General features: G+C 31.7%; 20 protein-coding genes and 1 riboswitch. Of the genes, 5 read left to right on the plus strand and 15 right to left on the minus strand.

The window, feature by feature from the left end:
• Nucleotides 1-14: 14 nt before the first annotated feature.
• The 11 genes from PZA12_RS19805 to PZA12_RS19855 form a co-directional block, all read right to left on the minus strand.
• The gene (locus PZA12_RS19805) at nucleotides 15-1,364 is read right to left on the minus strand and encodes an aldehyde dehydrogenase family protein (protein WP_078114689.1); all 1,350 of its coding nucleotides are present in this window, start codon (nucleotides 1,362-1,364) and stop codon (nucleotides 15-17) included.
• A gap of 37 nt (nucleotides 1,365-1,401) precedes the next feature.
• On the minus strand, nucleotides 1,402-1,659 hold the full coding sequence (locus tag PZA12_RS19810) for a EutN/CcmL family microcompartment protein (RefSeq protein WP_012060212.1): 258 nt from the start codon (nucleotides 1,657-1,659) through the stop codon (nucleotides 1,402-1,404).
• A 45-nt stretch (nucleotides 1,660-1,704) separates the two neighbouring features.
• Complete coding sequence (locus tag PZA12_RS19815) at nucleotides 1,705-2,328, minus strand: BMC domain-containing protein (protein WP_078114688.1); 624 nt, start codon at nucleotides 2,326-2,328, stop codon at nucleotides 1,705-1,707.
• A gap of 120 nt (nucleotides 2,329-2,448) precedes the next feature.
• Nucleotides 2,449-3,222, minus strand: coding sequence for a hypothetical protein (locus PZA12_RS19820; RefSeq protein WP_078114687.1), 774 nt, complete (start codon nucleotides 3,220-3,222; stop codon nucleotides 2,449-2,451).
• An 80-nt stretch (nucleotides 3,223-3,302) separates the two neighbouring features.
• A complete protein-coding gene (pduA, locus tag PZA12_RS19825; RefSeq protein ID WP_012060215.1) occupies nucleotides 3,303-3,581 on the minus strand; it encodes a propanediol utilization microcompartment protein PduA in 279 nt (92 codons plus the stop codon).
• A gap of 292 nt (nucleotides 3,582-3,873) precedes the next feature.
• Nucleotides 3,874-4,671 carry a propanediol utilization microcompartment protein PduB gene (gene pduB, locus PZA12_RS19830; RefSeq protein ID WP_078114686.1) on the minus strand — a complete coding sequence of 266 codons (798 nt, stop codon included), beginning with the start codon at nucleotides 4,669-4,671 and terminating at the stop codon, nucleotides 3,874-3,876.
• A gap of 29 nt (nucleotides 4,672-4,700) precedes the next feature.
• Nucleotides 4,701-5,621: a glycyl-radical enzyme activating protein gene (locus PZA12_RS19835; protein ID WP_077845080.1), complete on the minus strand. Its 921-nt coding sequence runs from the start codon at nucleotides 5,619-5,621 to the stop codon at nucleotides 4,701-4,703.
• A 91-nt stretch (nucleotides 5,622-5,712) separates the two neighbouring features.
• Complete coding sequence (locus PZA12_RS19840) at nucleotides 5,713-8,247, minus strand: glycyl radical protein (protein ID WP_078114685.1); 2,535 nt, start codon at nucleotides 8,245-8,247, stop codon at nucleotides 5,713-5,715.
• 521 nt (nucleotides 8,248-8,768) lie between these two features.
• Nucleotides 8,769-9,344 carry a DJ-1/PfpI family protein gene (locus tag PZA12_RS19845; RefSeq protein ID WP_077845078.1) on the minus strand — a complete coding sequence of 192 codons (576 nt, stop codon included), beginning with the start codon at nucleotides 9,342-9,344 and terminating at the stop codon, nucleotides 8,769-8,771.
• A 72-nt stretch (nucleotides 9,345-9,416) separates the two neighbouring features.
• Complete coding sequence (locus PZA12_RS19850; protein WP_077845077.1) at nucleotides 9,417-9,869, minus strand: EutP/PduV family microcompartment system protein; 453 nt, start codon at nucleotides 9,867-9,869, stop codon at nucleotides 9,417-9,419.
• Between the two features lie 8 nt (nucleotides 9,870-9,877).
• Nucleotides 9,878-10,258, minus strand: a complete 381-nt coding sequence (locus PZA12_RS19855; protein WP_077845076.1) for a BMC domain-containing protein — start codon at nucleotides 10,256-10,258, stop codon at nucleotides 9,878-9,880.
• A 254-nt stretch (nucleotides 10,259-10,512) separates the two neighbouring features.
• Between PZA12_RS19855 and PZA12_RS19860 the strand changes: the two genes are divergently transcribed.
• Complete coding sequence (locus PZA12_RS19860; protein WP_077845075.1) at nucleotides 10,513-10,965, plus strand: GlcG/HbpS family heme-binding protein; 453 nt, start codon at nucleotides 10,513-10,515, stop codon at nucleotides 10,963-10,965.
• Nucleotides 10,966-11,013: 48 nt separating this feature from the next.
• Complete coding sequence (locus PZA12_RS19865) at nucleotides 11,014-11,637, plus strand: AAA family ATPase (RefSeq protein WP_017209051.1); 624 nt, start codon at nucleotides 11,014-11,016, stop codon at nucleotides 11,635-11,637.
• Between the two features lie 181 nt (nucleotides 11,638-11,818).
• Here PZA12_RS19865 and PZA12_RS19870 read toward each other — a convergent pair whose 3' ends face one another.
• The 3 genes from PZA12_RS19870 to mntR all read right to left on the minus strand — a co-directional run bounded on the left by PZA12_RS19870 (nucleotide 11,819) and on the right by mntR (nucleotide 15,498).
• Complete coding sequence (locus tag PZA12_RS19870) at nucleotides 11,819-13,111, minus strand: NCS2 family permease (RefSeq protein ID WP_103698590.1); 1,293 nt, start codon at nucleotides 13,109-13,111, stop codon at nucleotides 11,819-11,821.
• A gap of 222 nt (nucleotides 13,112-13,333) precedes the next feature.
• Nucleotides 13,334-13,435: riboswitch (purine riboswitch) on the minus strand.
• Between the two features lie 463 nt (nucleotides 13,436-13,898).
• Nucleotides 13,899-14,654, minus strand: a complete 756-nt coding sequence (locus PZA12_RS19875) for an AIM24 family protein (RefSeq protein ID WP_077845073.1) — start codon at nucleotides 14,652-14,654, stop codon at nucleotides 13,899-13,901.
• 373 nt (nucleotides 14,655-15,027) lie between these two features.
• On the minus strand, nucleotides 15,028-15,498 hold the full coding sequence (mntR, locus tag PZA12_RS19880) for a transcriptional regulator MntR (protein WP_077837428.1): 471 nt from the start codon (nucleotides 15,496-15,498) through the stop codon (nucleotides 15,028-15,030).
• 220 nt (nucleotides 15,499-15,718) lie between these two features.
• On the opposite strand from mntR, the gene PZA12_RS19885 reads away from it, so the two are divergent.
• Together PZA12_RS19885 and ytaF are read left to right on the plus strand one after the other, a co-directional pair.
• Complete coding sequence (locus tag PZA12_RS19885) at nucleotides 15,719-17,017, plus strand: Nramp family divalent metal transporter (protein WP_078114684.1); 1,299 nt, start codon at nucleotides 15,719-15,721, stop codon at nucleotides 17,015-17,017.
• A 280-nt stretch (nucleotides 17,018-17,297) separates the two neighbouring features.
• Nucleotides 17,298-17,912, plus strand: coding sequence for a sporulation membrane protein YtaF (ytaF, locus tag PZA12_RS19890; protein WP_077837426.1), 615 nt, complete (start codon nucleotides 17,298-17,300; stop codon nucleotides 17,910-17,912).
• A gap of 157 nt (nucleotides 17,913-18,069) precedes the next feature.
• Here the strand turns inward: ytaF and PZA12_RS19895 are convergent, their stop codons facing one another.
• Nucleotides 18,070-19,020: an L-lactate dehydrogenase gene (locus tag PZA12_RS19895; protein ID WP_077837425.1), complete on the minus strand. Its 951-nt coding sequence runs from the start codon at nucleotides 19,018-19,020 to the stop codon at nucleotides 18,070-18,072.
• 173 nt (nucleotides 19,021-19,193) lie between these two features.
• Between PZA12_RS19895 and PZA12_RS19900 the strand changes: the two genes are divergently transcribed.
• Nucleotides 19,194-20,627, plus strand: a complete 1,434-nt coding sequence (locus PZA12_RS19900; protein WP_168983577.1) for a DDE-type integrase/transposase/recombinase — start codon at nucleotides 19,194-19,196, stop codon at nucleotides 20,625-20,627.
• Nucleotides 20,628-20,697 lie beyond the last annotated feature (70 nt).

Below are 20,697 nucleotides of genomic sequence, written 5' to 3' on the forward strand. Positions count from 1 at the left end.
CTTCCTCTCCTTTCCTACCTAATTGAAAAACCATTTGTTAGGGAACATCGTCTTCTTCTTGCAAAATGCCTTGCTGTAGTAGTACCTTCTCCTGTGATTGTAGCAATTGTAAAGCTGGTATCACCTTCACCATTACATCCAATTCCTACAAGTGAAGCGCCATTTTTAACAAATACTGCCGTCTGCATTACTTTTGCTGCTACATTTAATCTTTCAATTGATTGAGAATGAATTGTTGCTGTGTGCCTGAATCCTTGTTCTATTTCAAGTGCTGAATCCAAAGCTATTTCAAAATTCTTTACTCTTATTAATGGTACAAGTGGCATAAGCATTTCAACTGTTGCAAATGGATGCTGCTTTATAGTATTAACTACAATAAGCTTAATATCTCTTTCACATACAATTCCTGCAGCCTTTAAAATCTCATTTGCACTTTTACCTTCAAGACTCTTATTTAAGGTCATGTCCCTTGTTAATGTAGCTACTGTGAGTTTAAGCATTTCCTCATCATTATCTACGTAATATACATTATTTCTAACAAGCTCTTCTACTAATAAATCAGCAATACTTGAAACAGCTACTATGCTTTTTTCTGAAATACACATTATATTATTATCAAAAGAAGCTCCCCTCACAATATCTCTTGCAGCCTTTTTGATGTCAGCAGTTTCATCAACAATAGTCGTAGGATTACCAGGACCAGCTCCAATAACTTTTTTGCCAGATGCCATTGCTTGCCGTAATACATTATTACCACCTGTCGTAACCACCATTGAAATATCTGGATGAGTCATAATTTCATTGGTACAAGTAATTGAATTTTCATTTAGGGTTACAACTAAATTATCTATTCCGCATCTTTCTCTTATTGCAATACTGATTATCTCTGTAACATATTTTGACACTTTTATTGCTCTTGGATGTGGACAATGAACAACTCCATTTCCTGCTGCCAGCATCCCTATTGTATTACTAATTAATGTGGCACATGGATTAGTACATGGATGTATAGCGCAGATAACACCATAAGATGATAGTTCATATAATGTCATCCCATTATCTCCTGTTCTCACTTCAGTAATTAATTCTTCTATTCCTGGTGTTTTTTTAATCGCTAGAATAAGTTTCTCAATTTTGTCATGTACATTCCCCATTCCAGTCTCTTCAACTGTCATATAAGCTATTTCCTCAACTCTACATAAAAGCTTTTTCTTAATAGAATCAATAATCTCTTGTCTTTCATTCAAAGTAAATTTGCTATATTGATTATATGCACCTACCGCTGCTAGAACTGCATCATTCACTGAAGAAAAAACACCACTTTTTAATTCTTCGTTATTAAAAAATTTATAATTTATATCCATGTTAACCTCCTCTCTTGATTATGGAATAAATACATCTTTAGACATCAATTGTATCTATGATTCCAATAATAGCCATATCAATAGCAACCTTTTGTTTCTCTACACGTACAGCTGACCCTTTACAAAGTAATACATAATCCCCTATACCTGCTCCAACATAATCTGCTGCAACTTCTTCGTTGCCAATAAAATTTTCTTTTACATCTATTCTCTTTACAATCATTAGCTTATACCCAACTAATGAATCATCTTTTCTCGTAGCTACAACATTACCAACAACTTTTGCCATATACATGCTAATCGCAGTCCTTTCTTTTAGCAGCTTAAAAAGTGCTATTTATTATTTTCCTTTTTTTCTACTGCTAGTTTTTCTAGTTCTCTTTTCTTCTGACTGAGATTGAGAAATTTCTATATCAGATTGCTTAAGTTGAATACCATCTTCTACAGGTTGATTGATGTCTTCATTATTTTCAACTACTGCCCCTTCACTTTGAGAAGTATTTTCTTCCTGCTTATCTTCCTGCTTTTCAACTTTTTCAGTTAAAGCCTCTTCTAATACAACTACGGGATTTTCTAAATATTCTTTGTTTTCAACAGTATTATTTCCCTCAATAATATTATTTTCTTCACTTACATTACTTTCTTCAATTATATTATTCTCTGTGATAGAAGAAGTATCTTCTTCCTTTTTAGGCTGACAAAAAGCGCTTTCTATATTATTAGAAGGTCTTGGAATTACTTTAGATGAAACGAATGCGTTGTTTTCAGTAGCAACTTGTCTTCCTGCTGTAACTGCAGCTGTTACCGCTCCAACATCTCCTGAAACTTTTATCGTCATGTACCCGGATCCCTTAGTATTTTCAAGGTCAATTATATTAACATTAGCCGTTTTCGCCATAGCATCTGCAGCTAAAATAGCAGTTGATAAACCTATTGTTTCAACTAAACCTAATGCTTCTTTCATCCTGCCACCTCACTTTAATCTTTATTAATGTGTGCATCTTTTTACAATTTTCATAAAATACGAGTAATCTCGCATTCTATGAAAATCTTTATTATACTAAACGATACATTTGAATATGCTCTAACTTCTTCTAATAATTTGAATGTTTAAATTCTTTGCCTTATCCTTAGCTAACTCAGTTATTATATCTCCTGAATATAAGAATAATTTTTTATCATTCTTATATCTTTCTATTTCCTGAACAGTAATTATTCTTTTGCCATCTTTATTATTTAAAACCTCATTATATTCTGTACTTTCATAGACCAGAGAACTATTTTCACCAAATTTATTTTCATATTCTTCAATTTGAAAAATATCCTTTGTTATTTCAATATTAAATTCTAACAAAGTCTTGTAATAATTTAATATCTTATTAATATAACTAGGTGGCTCTTTGCCAGTAAATTTCTCAAGTCCTGAACTGAGCAAAATAATTCTTTGCCCCTTTTCCATACTTTTAAAAATCCATCTACTTTCAAAAATATCATCAATGCATAATGCTGTTTTAACTACGATTTCTCTAGGAACTACTGGAAATACCGTGAGATATTCTGATGATTCATCAAAGTCAACATTCTTTCTACTTATTACGGATTTACATACACTAAATTTTTTCAAATTACTTAAGTGAAAATCATTATATATTCCATCTGGTAATACTGCATAAACGTCATATTCGTTTCGCTTATCTAATTCTTCAAATATAGATGAATACTTGCTATTCCACTCTTCAGTAAATATTACATACAGTTTCTTTGTGGGAATAAATAAATTCTGTATGGAGCTTTCGGCTTGAAGCAATTGTATGGCTTTAATCACTAATTCTCTTAGTCTTTTCTCATCTATTTCCACGTTATCCCTCCTAAGCTCTAAAAACAATTACTGTAATATTTTCTTTTTGCATAACTATCTCATTATAATTTAAAATCTTCTTATACGAATTTAGGAAGAATCTTTTCAGTGTCCATATGAGGACGTGGAATGACATGAATAGAAACAACTTCTCCAACTAATCTAGCAGATGCAGCCCCTGCATCAGTTGCTGCTTTTACAGCGCCAACATCACCACGAACCATAACTGTTACTAGACCTGAACCTATCTTTTCATATCCTATTAAATTAACATTTGCTGCTTTAACCATAGCATCTGCTGCTTCTATTGCAGCAACTAAACCTTTAGTTTCAACCATTCCTAATGCATCTGAATTCATATTAAATACCTCCTTAAATTTTAGGTAAACTTTTGTTTTTTTATATTTAACTTTATATAGAAAATATTGAATTTAATATATTATATTGATAAAGAAACTCGACTCGTATTCACTCGCTGAGTAAGTGATTCACACCAAATCAATTTTTAATGAGGTTAACTCATATATGAGTTAACTAAGTTCAAGTAACCAAATCGCAGATTTGGACTTTCACTTATTCTTAAGGAAACTCGACTCACATGCGTTCACTGAGTAAGCGATTCACACAAAATCGTAGATTTTGGTTCTCTGCTTAAATATAAGGTGTTGTAGTTGATTTAGGTTCATCACCTAACGCACCAAGTAATTTTTTACCTACTTCAATTGATGCTCTTACAGCTTGTCTTACAGCTCCCGAATCACCACTGAAAGTTAATATAACCTCATTTGAGAAACTTGTTCCGTTTCCTGGTGAACAGTAACCTACAACATCAACATTAGCAGCTTTTACAGCAACATCAGCTAAAACTGTTCCAATTGCAGCTGGTCCTGCACAAACCATTCCAAAAGCTCTGCCTAATGGCGTTCCAAAAGCTTTTTCTAAACAATAACTTGCTCTAGCTGTGTATTGAAATTCTAAATGTCCTGCATCATTTGCATACACATCTCCAAAATATTTATCTAAGCTTGAAAGTGCAATTTCAACTGCACGTCTAGCATCTGAAACATCATCAGCTCCTATATAAATTAAACTTCCATGACCTGCTCCGCCTTTAGTATCTCTAGGTAATTCAACAGAAATAACTTCTGTATTTGTAGCTTTAACAGCATCATCAACAGCCATAATTTGAGGTCCAGCTCCAGTTCTTCCGCCTATGATACCGATTGAACGGTACTTTCCTAATTTCATAGTTTCTGTAAGTAGTGGATCTACACTTGCAATTACTAGTCCAATAGTATCTCCTATTGCAGTACCTACAAATTCAGTAACACCTATTCCTCCACTAGTATTTTTGCTTATATTTTGAGAATCATTATTTTGATTTTTAACAGATATTCCAAGTTCGCTAGAAACCCGTTTCATTACCTTTTCAATCAATTGTTGATCCATTTTGACTCCTCCATTCTAAAATTATATCTTTAACCACCAATAATACATTTAATCCCCTGATCCTCAATAATCTTTTTTAAGACTTCAATCTCATCTTCTTTTAATGACCGTGAGTCTTTCATAAGATAATCTCTTCCAAGGAGTTCATATTTATTTTCACCATAAGTATGGTATGGTAACAAATGAATCGTATCAATGTTATTCAAAGTTTTAGTAAACCTACATAATTCCAAAATATCTTGAATTGAAGAATTAAAGTCTGGTATTAATGGTACTCTAACTACCATTTTTGATATTTCAGAAATTCTCTTTGCATTATTTAGAATTATTTCGTTAGAAACTCCTGTGTATTTTCTGTGTAATTCAAGATTTGTACTCTTAATATCCATAAGCACTAAATCTATATATGGAAATACTTTTTCAATAGTTTCTGAATTTGCATAACCTGTAGTTTCAATAGCTGTATGCCAACCTTGTGCTTTACATGCCTTAAAAAGTTCTTTTGAAAAATCTGACTGTAATAGTGGTTCTCCTCCTGATAAAGTGATTCCACCACCAGATCGTCTATAATTTATAGCATCTTTTTTGAGTTCTTTTATAACTTGTTCAATCGTCATTTTTTTACCTTTTAAGACTAAAGAGCTTGTTGGACAAACATTGCTACATTCACCACATGCTGTGCAAATTTCTCTATTTATAAAACCTTTATTATTAACACTAATTGCACCTATTTTGCAGGCTGAAATACATCTTCCACAATGAATACAATTCGCAGATTGATACATTATGACAGGTTTAATTTTCTGTGATTCAGGATTGCTACACCATAAGCATGATAAAGGACATCCTTTTAAAAAAACTATTGTACGAATTCCTGGGCCATCATGTATAGAGAATCTCTGTATATCAAATACTGTTCCTTCCATACTATAATTAATTGTATCCATCATGCACATCTCCCCTAACCTTATAAAGTGTAACTTTTTCAAATAAAACTTATAAGGGATAAAATTTTGGCCTACTTATTATGTTCAAATAAGCTTAAAGTGAATGTTCAGTACGATTTATAATGTCATCTTGTACTTCCTTTGCTAATACAGTAAATTGAGCACTATAGCCTGCAACACGAACAACCAGGTCTTTATAATTTTCTGGGTGCTTTTGAGCATCTAATAATAATTGCTTATCAATTACATTAAATTGAACATGCATACCTTTATGATCAAAGTAACTTCTTATTACAGAAGCAAAGTTTTGTAATCCTGTATCTCCAGCAACTGCAGATGGTAAGAATTTTTGATTATAAAGTGTACCATTTGATGCTACAAAGTGATCTAGCTTAGCAACAGAATTTGCTGCTGCAGTTGGACCTGCACAATCTTTACCTGCTCTAGGAGATACACCATCAGCAAGAGGAGTCTTAGCTAATCTACCATCTGGTAATGCCCCAACATCTTTACCAAATAATACATTTGCAGATACTGGGTAAACTCCAGCTTGGAATTGTCCTCCACGTGGGTTAGTATATTTTTCAACTTCGAAGCAGTATATTTGTGCACATTTACGAGCAACCATATCAACTTCATCTATATCATTACCAAAGCAAGGAGTACTTTCAAGAAGTCTTCTTATATTATCAATATCTCCTGAAACTGTTGTTTTAGGTGAAGTAAATTCTGAAGAGATTCTGCTTTGAATTTCAGATATATCAATTGATCCAGAATTACTTAATATTCTCTTAACTGCTTCATATATCTGCATTTCAGTAACATCAGCATTGTTATTTCTTGTACTAACTGCATTAACGCCAGTATGTCCAAAGTTTGCATCTAATGCTGCTTTTAATTGATCCATTGCAATAGTTTTATCTTCAAATACATGTTTTTGAATTGCATATACGGAATCTCCTGTATCTGCTATACCAAAAGCTTGTGGTCCTGTAAAGTTATAAATTGCTCCACCTTCTTGAACTGATTTACCTCTTCCTATACAATCATCAACCATTGCTGATAAGAATGGTAATGGCGCTCTTTCAGCATGAGCATAATCAACACAGTTATCTGCTTCAACAAGATAGTAAACAAAGTATTCCATTTGCTTCTTAAATGCTGCATAGAAATCATCTATATTCTTAAATGTTGTTATATCCCCTGTGATAGGACCTAATTGCTTGTTGCCTACTTTACCATTATTTAATGTAATTTCTAATACCTTAGCTACATTAAAGAATGCTGCATCATGCCAGCCTTCTGTCTTGTTTGGACATTGAGGTTCAACACAGCCGATAATACAATAGTTACGTGCATCTCTAAGAGTAACACCTCTATTAACTAATGCAGGAATTATAACTTCATCATTGTACATAGCAGGTACACCAAGGCCTAATCTTGCGACTTCGCAAGCTCTTAACAAGAATTCATCTGGAGTCCCTTGCCATACACGGATAGAGAATGAAGGTGCTGGTAATTTAACATGAGCTGTTGCTTCCATACACATGTAAGATACTTCATTTGTGGCATCAAGCCCTTCTTCATTTTGTCCACCAACACATAGGTTTTGGAACACAGCATAACCTGCAAAAGCTTGAGCTGAAATTTCATCACGAGTTTTATTAATATCATTTAGTTTAATCCAAATACAATCAACTAACTCTTGAGCAAATTCTTTTGAGATGTTTTTATCTTCTTTAAGGTAAGGATACATATATTGATCAAAACGTCCTGGTGAAATTGAGTGTCCATTAGATTCAATTTGAACCATTATTTGAATGAACCAGAATGATTGGCAAGCTTCATAGAAGTTTGTTGCACCATTTTCAGGTACTCTTTCACAGTTAGCAGCTATTTGTAACAATTCTGCTTTTCTAGTAGGGTTTAATTCTATAGCCGCCATATCTCTAGCTTTTTGAGCATATCTATGTGCAAAATTTATTGCTGCGCTATAAGAAATTACTACAGCATTATAAAATTGTTGTTTCTTTATATAATCAGGGTCCTTCTTGTCCATTTTACTCATTGCTTCAATAACTTCAGCAATAATGCCTTTAAACCCTTTTCTTAAAATCTTTCCGTAATCAACACAAATGTGACCAACTCCACCATAGAAATAATTTCCTACAGTAAATACTCCATTTGCCATACAGTCTTTTGCTTCTTGAGACATGTAAGAATCAGCAAGTGCACTTGTGGTCTTACCTTCCCAATATTTAAATGCTTCACTTAATTCTGCCGCTGTTTCCTTTGGAATTTGGAATGGATCTGCAATTCTTGTTCCCATTGTGTCAAATTCTTTAGCTACCCAATCATAAGAAAATTCTGGACAAATTTCAGTAGAACGTGGATTTTTAGTAATTGCACCAACTACTAATTCATCTTCGCGAATAGTAATAGGTAAATTGTTAAATATTTTTTCTACGGCTTTAGCACGTCTTAATATAGGAGATAGACCTTCTGTTTCCTTATATGATTCTGTTACAAGAACCGCTCTTTCTGATTCTACATACGGAATTGCATCCACAATCATTCTTTTTAATCTTTCAACCCTCTCAGTTGGTTTTGAAAACCCTTTAGATATCATTTATAATTCCCTCCTCAAAAAATCGTAAAAATTTATTTCGTGCAAGTTCATTATATATTAGAGGTATGAAATCGTTGTAATACAATTCAAACTAAAATATTGTAAAATTAAAACTATCTCAAAATTCATATAAATAACTAGCATGTAAATTTGACTTATATGATAAATCAAACGAAAGAGAAGGTGCTCTGTTACTCAGTTGCTAGAAAAAATAATTGTAGACATCTACCAGTAAAAGTTGCATTCATCCCCGCATGTTCCCGAGACAATCAAGTATGGAATAACTTTTACTAAAGAAATTCTTGTAATTATTTTTTCAATGCAACACTGCGTAAAAGGCACCTTCTCTTTCTAATGTGGCATATCTATCCTTCAAATCATAAACATTTTTGTAGCCACAAGGGTCATAATATGCAACCTAGCATTTATAACCTTTCAGCAAAATTCTCATAGTTCTGAGAAACAACAATATTTTTAATTTAGATAAGTTGTAACATAATTCTAAATTACATGCTTTTTATCTATAATTGAATTTTTACATTAAGAATATTTAAAAAATCTTTCAAGATAGCCGTATTTCCTGGCCAGGCTGGTGAAGTTATTAAGTTACCATCTACCACTGTTTCATCTGGATTTTTATCTATAAAGATTCCTCTAGCCATAACTACTTCTGGCTTAACAGCAGGATAGCCAGTTAACTTTCTTCCTTTAATTATATCAGCCGCTGTTAATATTTGAATTCCATGGCATATAGCAGCTACTGGTTTTTTTAATTCCATAAAGTATTTTACAATATCAATAACCCGTGTATTAAGTCTAAGGTATTCTGGTGCTCTTCCCCCTGTTATATATAATCCATCATATTCTTCTAATTTTAAATAATCAAAAGACATATTTAATAGAAAGTTATGTCCAAGCTTTTCAGTATAAGTTTGATGTCCTTCAAAATCATGTATTGAAGTCTTTATATATTCCCCGGCATTCTTTTCTGGACAAACTACATTAACTTTAAAACCTAACATTTCCAAGGCTTGATATGGTACCATGACTTCATAATCTTCAGTAAAATCGCCAGCTAACATCAAAATTTTTCTCATATTCGAATCTCTCCTTAAATAAAATTTGCACTTTTTAAACCTTTACATGTAATTTTAAGACCTCTTTCATAGCTACTTTTCCCAAGGCAGTATATCGTCATCTTCTTTTAAATAATCCAAAAGATTGGGTATTCCTTCTCCTGTATATGAACTTATATGAAATATTTTTTTACAACCGGCAAGACTGAGCCATGCTTCTGCTAAATCTGCTCTTGCATTCTTATTATCTATCTGAGTCACAATTCCAACTACTTCTCTAGTCGCTCCTGCTGCAATATTAGGACTATAAAGAGAATATTCTTCAAGTGAACTCATTAAAAGTCCAACTACATCGGCTTCATAGGAGTATAGTATTAACGCTCGTGCTAGTTTTTTATTTTCAGCATATTCGCCAGGAGTATCTATAATAACATCAAAATTATTTACATATTGGGTTTTATGATATGTAATCTCTTTTCCCTTTAAAGCTTGAGTTAAAGTAGTTTTACCACAGCCTGTCCTTCCAACTAATATAATCTTTCTCATAAAACCACCTATGCCTTTGTTAAATTACAAACATTAAATCCTAGTGTATTTTTTGCATAATTTAAGATAGAATCTAAAGCAATTACCACATCTGAAATTGTTCCTGTAATAATCAAAGTTCCGCTAAATCTATCAATAAAACCAATCTCTATTGCTGACGCTTTTATTGCTATATCTGCCGCTATTATAGAAGTTTCACTTGGGGTAACAGTCAGAATACCAATAGCTGCCCTGTTATAATCAATTTTAGGGTCTAATCCTAGCTTCTTATAAATAATAGAGTCTGGGCTCGCAATCACATGAGCCATTGTAATTTGTTTTCCTGGAACGGTTTCTTGAATTATTCTCATTAAATCAGTTTTATTTATCTGCAAATCATTTAACTTCATTCTTTTTCACCTCTCGAAAAAATTGTAATTTTAAATACATTTTTTTGATACCACTCTGTTTATAATCGTAGCATATTTCTAAGGACCATTAGTAATAATTTTGTAACTAAAAATAAGTAAATTTAAGTATAGTCTGAACTTTACTTATTATACAATTGTAAATTACCTGTAGCAAAATTAGTTAAATTATATAATATTATTGGAGTAATTTAACTTAAATACATTATATAAATAATATTTATAGGAGCGATTATATGATAAATGAAGATTTAATAAAAAAGTTATCGAGTGATCTAATTAGTTCTATAAAGACGCCTAAGCTAACACTAAAAATGGCAAAAGAAATTCTTGAAAAAGCAGAAAGAAAAGCTGAGTCAATAAATGTTCCAGTAGTTATAGCATTAGTTGATGATGGTGGAAATCTTATCGCCCAGCATAGAATGGATAATTCAATCTTAATAAGTATTAAAGTTTCATTTAATAAAGCATATACTGCACTTGCTTTAAAAATGTCTACTGAAAGACTTAATGATCTAGTACTTCCTGGCAAACCTCTTTATGGCCTAGAAAATACTGGACATGGCGAACTTTGTATTCTAGGTGGAGGAATACCAATAGTTAGTAACGGAAATATCATTGGTGCTATTGGTGTTAGTGGCGGAAGCATTGATGAAGATATTCAGATAGCTCAAGCAGCACTTAAATAATTTAATAGAATGTGGTATAATTTCTATATAGGGAAGGAGTGAGATTATATGGATAAGTTTGTAATTGCAATAACAAGAACTTGTGGAAGCGGTGGGACAACAATAGGAAAAATGTTATCTAAAGATTTGGGTATAAATATGTATGATCGTGAATTATTACGTTTGGCTTCAGATGACAGTGGTATAAATGAAGCTCTATTTGCTAATGCAGACGAAGGTGTAAAAAATAGTTTGCTATATAAGGTTTCAAAGAAAGTATATAACGGTGAATTAATCCCACCTGAAAGTAATGATTTTACTTCAAATGACAATTTGTTCAATTATCAGGCTAAGGTGTTACGTGAATTAGCCGATAAAGAATCTTATGTTGTGATAGGGCGTTGTGCTGATTATATCTTAAAGGATAAACCAAATATATTTAAAATTTTTATTCATGCATCAGAGGATTACTGTATTAAGCATGAAATGGATATCCTTGGCGCTTCTGAAAAAGAAGCAATTAAGGAAATTAAGAAATTAAATAAATATAGAAGTGACTACTACTATTACCATACTGGCAATAAGTGGGAGGACGTAAAAAACTATGATCTGTCTCTAGATACCAGTAAGCTCGGCTTCGAGAAATGCGTAAAATATATTAAGAAGTATGTAAAGTTACGTATGGAATTATAAATCTTCGGACGTCCTTAAAAACATCTTCAATATAAAATAAAAATTGCCAACTAAATAATAAGTCAAAGCACTATTATCATTATTTTTTAACAAATAACATGGAATATTAATAGTATAGTAATTAATTTATAAAAGCCCCATGGTGAATTTTCTTACACCATGAGGCTCTTCTTATCTATTATTACATAAGCGCGAATAATCCTACAAATGCTAAGGCAATAAAATACATTGGTACAGGAATATCTTTTGATTTACCTGTAAATAATTTTATTAACACATAAGAAACAAATCCAAATGCTAACCCATCTGTAATTGAATATGTTAAAAGAGTTAATATCAATGTTAAGAATACAGGCATTCCTTCAGTGAAATCTGAGAAATTAACCTTTGATATTGGTTCCATCATTACTGCACCTAAAACTATTAGAACAGGCGCTGTAGCAAAACCTGGTATAGCAGTTAAAATTGGTGAAAAGAACAATGACAAGAAGAATAATCCAGCTATTGTAAGACCAGCAAGTCCTGTTCTTCCGCCTTCAGCAATACCAGCTGCTGACTCAACAAATGCTACAGGTGTAGATGTTCCTAAACATGCACCTACTACAGATCCAATAGCATCAGCTGTTAAAACTTTATCTGCATTTTTAACATTACCTTTTTCGTCTAAGTATCCAGCTTTTGAAGCTAAACCAATTAGAGTTCCTATACTATCGAAAACATCTATAAATAACATAGAAAGAATTGCTGGTATTATACCAATTACCATTGCACTCTTAAAATCAAATTGCATAAATATTGGAGCAACTGATGGTGGCATAGATATTATTCCTGTAGGTACCTTAGCAACTCCAAAAATCATTCCTAATACATATACAGAAAACATTCCAATAATGAATGAACCTTTTACATTTTTATAATATAATATTGATATTATAATAACACCTAGACCAGCTAAAAGTACTGTTGGATCTTTTAAATTTCCTATTCCAACTAATGTAGCTTGATTAGCAACAATCATCTTAGCATCTTGAAGACCTATAAATGTTATAAAGAAACCAATCCCAATACTAATTGCATATTTTAATGTTGGCGGAACACTATCAATAATTACTTGTCTAATTTTAAATATGTTAAGCGCCATAAATATAAATCCTTCGATTAATGAAGCTGCCAAAGCTGTTTGCCAAGAGAACTTCATTCCCAAACAAATTGTGAATGTGAAAAGAGCATTTAACCCCATACCTGGTGCCATACCAAATGGATAATTAGCAATAAGTGCCATAATTACAGTACCAATAAAAGAAGCCAATGCAGTTGCAGTAAATACAGCTGATACATCCATACCTGATTGACTTAAGATACTAGGATTTACTACTAAGATATACGCCATAGTTAAAAAGGTTGTTAACCCCGCTAACATTTCTGTCTTAACAGTTGTTTTATTTTTTGATAAGTGAAATATTTTTTCTAACATACCGTTCTCCTCCGTTGTTTTTACCGATTTTTTTAATACATTGTCCAATATAGATTCCTCCTATTTTTGAGCTACACAAATTAACACTGCTACTCCAAAATAATACATCTGTTAGTAGGATGCACTAACATTGAAAAAAATATAAAAGATAATAACAAGAATTTAAAGATTTCTTGTAAAATATAAGCCCCTTTGTTTTTTTACAAAGGGGCTTATAAGTAACAAGTACCTATAAACACCCATAGTCAGACAATTTACGGTAGTCCGGTAGAAACGCTTGAACCTTATTTTCAAGCATATACGGGTAAAATTTCATTATTTATATATGACATACTAATAAATTACTTTTTGAATTTCCATACAATCATCGAATGTTAAAGCATAGAATAAATAAAATGTAATATATTCAGTGCGTAATATATAGCTCTTTATTTTACATACTTAATGCTACAATACTTTGGACTATAAATCAATAGTAAATTAAATTTTTTATGTATTTTTTTTATTTTTATTTATCTAATGTTCGTGTTTTTATATGTTTTGGGCAAGAAAAATCTAATAATATAGCTATAATTCCTCGTATGTAAAATTATTCCGAATATTAGTTTTTAAGCAATCTTAATATTTATATTTATTATTCTATTAACTTTTTATATTCTCCTGTTTACTATTAATCCCAAATAAACATTATTTTTGACTTACCTTTTAAATTCTTAATAGCAAAAGGATTAGTAATTATAGTATTTCTTACCAATCCTTCTACAATTAAATATTCACATCCGTATTTCTATGATATTGGAGCCATAAGTATTTTTCCTGTTCCCCTATATACGTTAACTAATCCCTCTCCTGAGACTGCTGATCCAATTAAACTTTTACTAGACTTTTCAACTCTAAACTCTAAAGAATTAGACCAAGCAATTGCAAAATTTCCATCAATCCGTACCTCATCATTATCTAATATAAATTCTATCAATTCGCTTCTTGGAACAGGACTTTCTAACACGGCTATCCCTTCACCTTTTAGACACAAATTAAATAGGCCTTCATTCCCAAGCATTGCCGAAGAAATGTTTGTCCTCGCAACTATCTTTTGCTGAACCTTAGATTCACACGCTAAGAAAAGTCCATCATCTAAAACTATCCCTCCCCATTCCGAAACTTCCTCAAGCAAAATATGCCTATATGTTGGTTCTAACATTAATAAGCCATTTCCCTGATATTTTGGTTTAATAGCAGACTCTTTTGTTACCTTTGATGATATAGCTTTTCCAAAAAAATCACCAATTCCCTTAATATCAGCAGCCATACTCACAGATCCTGCTGTCCACTGCATTACCCCGGAACTTATTGTGTAAGCATTACCATTCAACTCGATTAAAACCTGTCTTTTTCTAACATTCATCTCTGAAGCAAAATACGCAGACATTGCAGTTGCAGTACTTACACTCAAATCCTTTTTGTATTCAAGAACCTTAACGCCTCCTCTTGATTCTACAACTTCAATATTTTTATTTTCAAAAAGATTCTTACACTTTACCATCACAAACTCTCTCCTTTATTCTTTGACTATATATTTATTATATAGTCTATGTTAATTAATTACATTATTATGTATACAGGTAATAATATAGATTTTTACATAGGCATCAAACAATTAATTAAGCTTCTTCCACTTATAAAACGTAATATTCAAAAATACAGTTTGTAGCTTACTTTTTTGAATATAATGCAATTTCAGCAAGCACCTTTATTTAGAAAATACTAAAAACTATATTTACTATTTAATTATATTTACTCAAACTCAAATAAAAGCAACATAAATAAATCAGATAATAAATTAAGCCTTATAATTAAGATTTAACTTGCTATCTGATTTATCTTTATTACTGTTTAAATAAACAATCTCCATTTTTCTATTTTATAGACTCTCTATACTCCTTAAAAGCCTTAGCTATACTAGGGTTACTTTCTATAAATTGTACAAAATCCTGAAAGCATTTTGATGTTTCTTTACTTACAGTATGTTCTATCTTTTCTGTTTCATCTAATATTTCTTTATCAGGAATATCGAGTATCCTTAGAAAATTCTCAATAATATGATGCCTGTTAAGAAGTGCGGCGCCGAGTTTTTTACCACTTTCTTCAAGTATTATAATTCCATATTTTTCATACTTTACAAGTCTTTCCTCAGATAATTTCTGCACCATCCTTGTGGCAGAAGGAGGTTGAACATTAAGTGCATTTGAAAGTTCATTAATTCTTAAATACCCTTTATTCAATGACAATCTATATATCATCTCAAGGTAATCTTCCATGGACGCAGTTAGCTTGCTGTCTTCTTTCTTCATATATTCGTTAAAAGTATAGAAATCATTTTTAGCCATATACTTACTCGCTCCCCGTAATAATCTACTTAATAAATTATATGCTTTGATGGCGAAAAAGTTACTTTACTGTAACATTTAGAATATTATTGCATAACTTATAATATAAAATAATTTAGACTAGGCTAAGAAAGTTAACTGATAATAACTATCTTAATTACATATAAGATTAAAAAAATTAGACACATAAAAAATAAAGTAAGAAAGGTGATGTATTTTCTTGGAGAACGAAAGAGGTTTAAGAAGCACTGATGTATCTGTTACTGGATTTGTTCCATTTAAAAAAGACAGGAGTGCTCGTATTGGTAAGTTTAGTCAATTATTAAAATATTTAGGTCCAGCTTTTATTGTAAGTGTAGCATATATAGATCCTGGCAACTTTGCAACTAATATTAGTGGAGGATCGGAATTTGGTTATGCGTTAATTTGGGTAATTTTATTTAGTAACTTAATGGCTATCTTTTTACAGATAATGTCTGCAAAATTAGGAATAGCTACAGGCCACAACCTTCCAGAAATGTGTGCTAAAGTATTTTCTAAAAAAACCAATTGGGTATTTTGGATTGTTGCAGAAATAGGTGCAATGGCAACTGACTTAGCAGAATTTCTAGGTGGAACTTTGGGATTATATTTATTGTTCCATATACCAATGATATATGCTGGATTTATTACAGGAATAATAACATTCTTCATTTGTTATATGGAAAAGTATGGTCAAAAAACTATAGAAATAATAATATCAGTTCTTGTTGCAATAATCTGTATTGCATATACAATAGAATTATTTCTTGCCAAACCTGATTGGTTTCAAGTAGGCATTCATACAATAATTCCATCACTGCCAAATAGTCAGGCATTATTAATCGCAGTAGGAATGCTTGGTGCAACAGTTATGCCTCACGTAATATACCTTCATTCACATTTGGTTCAGCATAGAGGAACTGATACATCCATTGAAGGAAAACTAAGACATTTAAAAATGGAAAAAATTGATGTAACAATAGCTATGAATATTGCCTTTATAGTGAATGCTGCAATGGTTATTGTATCTGCTGCTGTATTCAATAAAAATGGATTAATTGTTGATACAATGGAGCAAGCCCATGCATCATTACAACCTTTACTAGGTTCATTATCTAGCGGAGCTTTTGGGATAGCGTTACTTGCCTCAGGTTTGTCATCATCTGCTGTGGGTACTATGGCAGGTCAAACAATTATGAAGGGTTTTGTTAATTTAAGTATACCAATTAATATTAGAAGACTTATAACTATGATGCCCGCATTGGCTATAATTGCACTTGGAATAAATCCAATGAATGCCCTTGTTTTAAGCCAAGTGGCACTTAGCTTCATATTGCCATTTCCGATAATACAAATGCTAACTATAGCTAGGCGTAAGGATTTAATGGGTATTATGGCAAATCGCAATTGGGTAAGAATTTTAGGTATTATCATCGCGGCTATAATCATATCACTAAATATGGTTCTCTTATATTTAACATTTACTGGCCAAGCTTAATAGTAATATTTTAGGAGTGTTTTGTGATTAAGTCTATTAACATGTTAAAAGATAAAAACTCTTCTTTTCGGTATTCCAGAGCCTTAGAAGAGTTTTCCTCCCACTATTAATTTAATCCACACATTTTTGAATGGACATCTTGTAAAATACAACTTAAATATCTTTATGTATTTAATCGATGTTAGTAATTAAACGTAATTTCGCTTAAAAATTCTTAATCACCACACAAATTCACAACCATATATTAAATATAAGTAATAATTAAGAAGGAATGACATCTATGATATTAATTTTATCTGCTTTATTATTTAGTTTATCTTCTAACTTAGATAATTTAGTTATAGGTATTGCATATGGAATAAAAAAAATAAGAATAGACACAACTGCAAATCTTATAGTAGCACTTGTAACTTCTACTGGAACATTTTTATCTATGTTACTTGGAATATATGTATCTAAATTTTTACCAAGCTTTTTATCAAATAGCTTAGGTGCTGGAATTATTATAATTCTAGGATTATACTTTGTAATTCAAAGTATTTTTAAACTTATAAATAATAAAAAAATAAAAGAGCTCGCTTTAAAGAATACTAATGATATGATCGAATATGCAGAAAAATCAGATTTAGATAAGTCAGGAGATATAGATAAAAAAGAAGCCTTTTTGGTAGCTTTTGCATTAACATTTAATAACTTTGGTACAGGAGTTGCTGCAAGCGTGACAGGCGTTAATATAGAACTTACAGTCATATTAACATTTATATTAAGTATTTGTACACTTAAACTTGGCGAAAGAGCTGGAAACCATATCTTAGGCGAATTTTTAGGTAAATTTGCTCCGTTAATTTCAGGACTCTTACTTATAAGCCTCGGAGTCATAGAATTATTTAACTAATAGATTTAGGTTAATATGGTTTACTAAAATCGTAACATAATAAATTTAAGAACAATTATAAATTTTAGGAATGAAAGTATTTCTATAAACAGAAATGCTTTCATTCTCAATTTGTTATATAAAAAATCACTTATAAAAAGATATTAAATATCATATTTTATAATTTAAGTCTTTTATTGTAGTCTTTAATAATTCCAATAGATTTTTTTAATTCTGCCTTTTCACTTTCAATTAAGTGATATTCAACAAGTTCCTTCACTCCTTGATTATTTAAAACCGCTGGAACACCTGCATATGTGTCGCTTTCACCATACTCTCCATTAAGCATAGCCGATACAGGAATAACTTTATTTTCATCACGTAATATTGCTTTTACAATCTGAACAGTAGTTGCTGCAATACCAAAAGTAGTTGCACCTTTAGCATTTACAATACGATATGCTATTTTCTTAATATCTTCCGTTACTGAATTTAAATTAAAGCCTTTTAATCTCATTTTATTGTCATTGATTATATCTAAAAACTTTTTACCCCCAACTGTAATTTGACTCCATGGAATTATCTGCGAATCTCCATGTTCTCCCATGCACAAAGCATGAACACTTTGTGGATCAACACTCATAACATCAGCTAAATGATATTTCAAACGTGCTGAATCTAGAGCTGTTCCTGTTCCAATAACTTTGCTTGCTGGTAAACCTGAAAGTTTATGCACATAGTATGACATAACATCTACAGGATTTGTTATCACAACTATTATGCCTGAAAATCCACTTTTCATGATGTTCGGCACTATATTATTCATTATTCCTGCAGCTTTTTCTAACATATCTAATCTTGTTTGACCTGTAATATAAGGTAACGCAGCTGCAATCACAACTATATCTGCATCAGTGCATTCTTCGTACTCCCCATTTTTCACCCTCATCTTACTTCCGCTATATCCAAGAGAATGCTGTAAATCCGTTGCTTCAGCCCATGATTTTTCTTTATTTATATCAATCAATATTAAATCATCACAAGCATGATTCATTACCATGTCAAATGCTACCGCTGCCCCAACAGAACCCGTTCCAACTATTACTACTTTACTTCTTCCAATTGCCATATATATCCCCCTATACTAATTTTGGTACTGTCAAAGTTTTTTATCTAACTAAGGCAGCAACCCTTTAATTTTTCTTATTTTTTATATAAATAACTTGCCACCCCCAAAAAGTTAAGATATTTTATACTTGCAAAACAAAAACACTGAACTAAAAAAGGAGGCAAGCTATTACCATGATTAATAAGTTTCTTCTTGAAACTGTAATTTATCTTATTGAAATTATAAAGTATCTCATGACTTTGCTGGTTGGCAAAAACTTGCTTAAAAGCATTTCGGACGAACCTGTTAAGAAAGAATACCGAAAGCTTCAAGTAGATGATCAACCAATCTTTGATGTTCCCGAAAAACTTAACTATAAGCTTCTAATAGCTGAATATGAGTTTAAGCACGGCAAAGAATTTGCTCCTGTGAAACCTCGCAAAAACAAAGCGTTAGCTCCTAAGGATGTTATCTGTCCTAAGTGTGGTGCTCCACATACCTATCTTTACGATAATAACGGAGGCCGAGGACAATATCTTTGCAAAGTCTGTGATACCACATTCAATCCTAAAAATTACTATCAGAAATCCATAGTGTTAAGATGTCCTCACTGCAGTAAAACACTTGAAAGAATCAAGGCGCGTAAGGATTTCTACGTTTATAAGTGTAAGAATGATAATTGCTCTTTTTACCAAAATAATCTTAAATCAATGACAAAATCTGAAAAACAAGATTTTAAGAAGAATCCTGGTAAGTTCAAAGTTAGATACATATTTAGAGATTTCACTTTTGACTTTAAGCCACTTTCTAAAGAAAGTCCGGTAAAATCAAAGGTTTCTCTTCCAAACATTATGATTTCTTCTTACACCTTAGGACTCATTCTAACTTACTACGTTAACTACGGTTTATCTTCCAGAAAGACAGCTGCATTGCTTAAAGATATTCATGATATTAAAATATCTCATCAAGCAATTTTAAACTATGTTAATGCCGTTTCAATTGTAGTTAAGCCATTTATAGATAACTACGATTATAAACTTTCTGACTCTTTCTGCGGCGATGAAACCTACATAAAAGTTAACGGTAAGTGGAACTATATTTTCTTCTTTTTTGATGCTGTTAAAAAGATTATTCTATCTTACAGAGTATCACCACATAGAGATACCGAAACGGCTGTAAAAGCCATCGATGATGTTCTAAGTAAGTTAAAAGAAATACCTGAAGATCTTAATCTTATAACTGATGGTAACCCTATATATCTTCTTGCACAGCACTTCTTTGCAAGCCATAGTATAAAATTCGATGTTACTCAAGTTATAGGCTTAACCAATAAAGATGAAGTTTCAAAAGAATATAGGCCATTGAAGCAAATTATTGAACGTCTTAACCGAACCTTTAAAGGCAATTATAGAGCTACTACTGGCTTCGGAAGTCCTAACGGGTCGGTTGCATTTGTAACTATGTTTGTGGCATACTTTAACTTTCTAAGACCACATTCTGCCCTTGAAGGCAAAACTCCTGTAATCCTTGAAGAGTTAGAGTCAATGTCCAACATGCCTACTAGATGGTGCAAATTTATTGAACTATCTCAAGACTTTGTTCTAAATAACTGTACAATAACTGCCTAATGATCTAAAGCAGTTGGTGAAACGCACCCTTGACACGCCCACAAAGATAAATGGTAAAATATCTCAATAG

The sequence above is a fragment of the Clostridium beijerinckii genome (assembly GCF_036699995.1).
GTDB classification, from domain to species: Bacteria; Bacillota; Clostridia; order Clostridiales; family Clostridiaceae; genus Clostridium; species Clostridium helianthi.

Coding starts and splice junctions, on each gene's coding strand:
- mntR (WP_077837428.1), bottom strand. CDS start 15,498: ATGGCTAAAAATGATTTCTATACTTTTAACGAATATATGAAGAAAGAA.
- PZA12_RS19815 (WP_078114688.1), bottom strand. CDS start 2,328: ATGAAAGAAGCATTAGGTTTAGTTGAAACAATAGGTTTATCAACTGCT.
- PZA12_RS19805 (WP_078114689.1), bottom strand. CDS start 1,364: ATGGATATAAATTATAAATTTTTTAATAACGAAGAATTAAAAAGTGGT.
- PZA12_RS19875 (WP_077845073.1), bottom strand. CDS start 14,654: ATGGTAAAGTGTAAGAATCTTTTTGAAAATAAAAATATTGAAGTTGTA.
- PZA12_RS19855 (WP_077845076.1), bottom strand. CDS start 10,258: ATGAAGTTAAATGATTTGCAGATAAATAAAACTGATTTAATGAGAATA.
- PZA12_RS19835 (WP_077845080.1), bottom strand. CDS start 5,621: ATGATGGATACAATTAATTATAGTATGGAAGGAACAGTATTTGATATA.
- ytaF (WP_077837426.1), top strand. CDS start 17,298: ATGATATTAATTTTATCTGCTTTATTATTTAGTTTATCTTCTAACTTA.
- PZA12_RS19900 (WP_168983577.1), top strand. CDS start 19,194: ATGATTAATAAGTTTCTTCTTGAAACTGTAATTTATCTTATTGAAATT.
- PZA12_RS19850 (WP_077845077.1), bottom strand. CDS start 9,869: ATGAGAAAGATTATATTAGTTGGAAGGACAGGCTGTGGTAAAACTACT.
- PZA12_RS19870 (WP_103698590.1), bottom strand. CDS start 13,111: ATGTTAGAAAAAATATTTCACTTATCAAAAAATAAAACAACTGTTAAG.
- pduA (WP_012060215.1), bottom strand. CDS start 3,581: ATGAATTCAGATGCATTAGGAATGGTTGAAACTAAAGGTTTAGTTGCT.
- PZA12_RS19865 (WP_017209051.1), top strand. CDS start 11,014: ATGGATAAGTTTGTAATTGCAATAACAAGAACTTGTGGAAGCGGTGGG.
- PZA12_RS19840 (WP_078114685.1), bottom strand. CDS start 8,247: ATGATATCTAAAGGGTTTTCAAAACCAACTGAGAGGGTTGAAAGATTA.
- PZA12_RS19860 (WP_077845075.1), top strand. CDS start 10,513: ATGATAAATGAAGATTTAATAAAAAAGTTATCGAGTGATCTAATTAGT.
- PZA12_RS19810 (WP_012060212.1), bottom strand. CDS start 1,659: ATGTATATGGCAAAAGTTGTTGGTAATGTTGTAGCTACGAGAAAAGAT.
- pduB (WP_078114686.1), bottom strand. CDS start 4,671: ATGGATCAACAATTGATTGAAAAGGTAATGAAACGGGTTTCTAGCGAA.
- PZA12_RS19895 (WP_077837425.1), bottom strand. CDS start 19,020: ATGGCAATTGGAAGAAGTAAAGTAGTAATAGTTGGAACGGGTTCTGTT.
- PZA12_RS19845 (WP_077845078.1), bottom strand. CDS start 9,344: ATGAGAAAAATTTTGATGTTAGCTGGCGATTTTACTGAAGATTATGAA.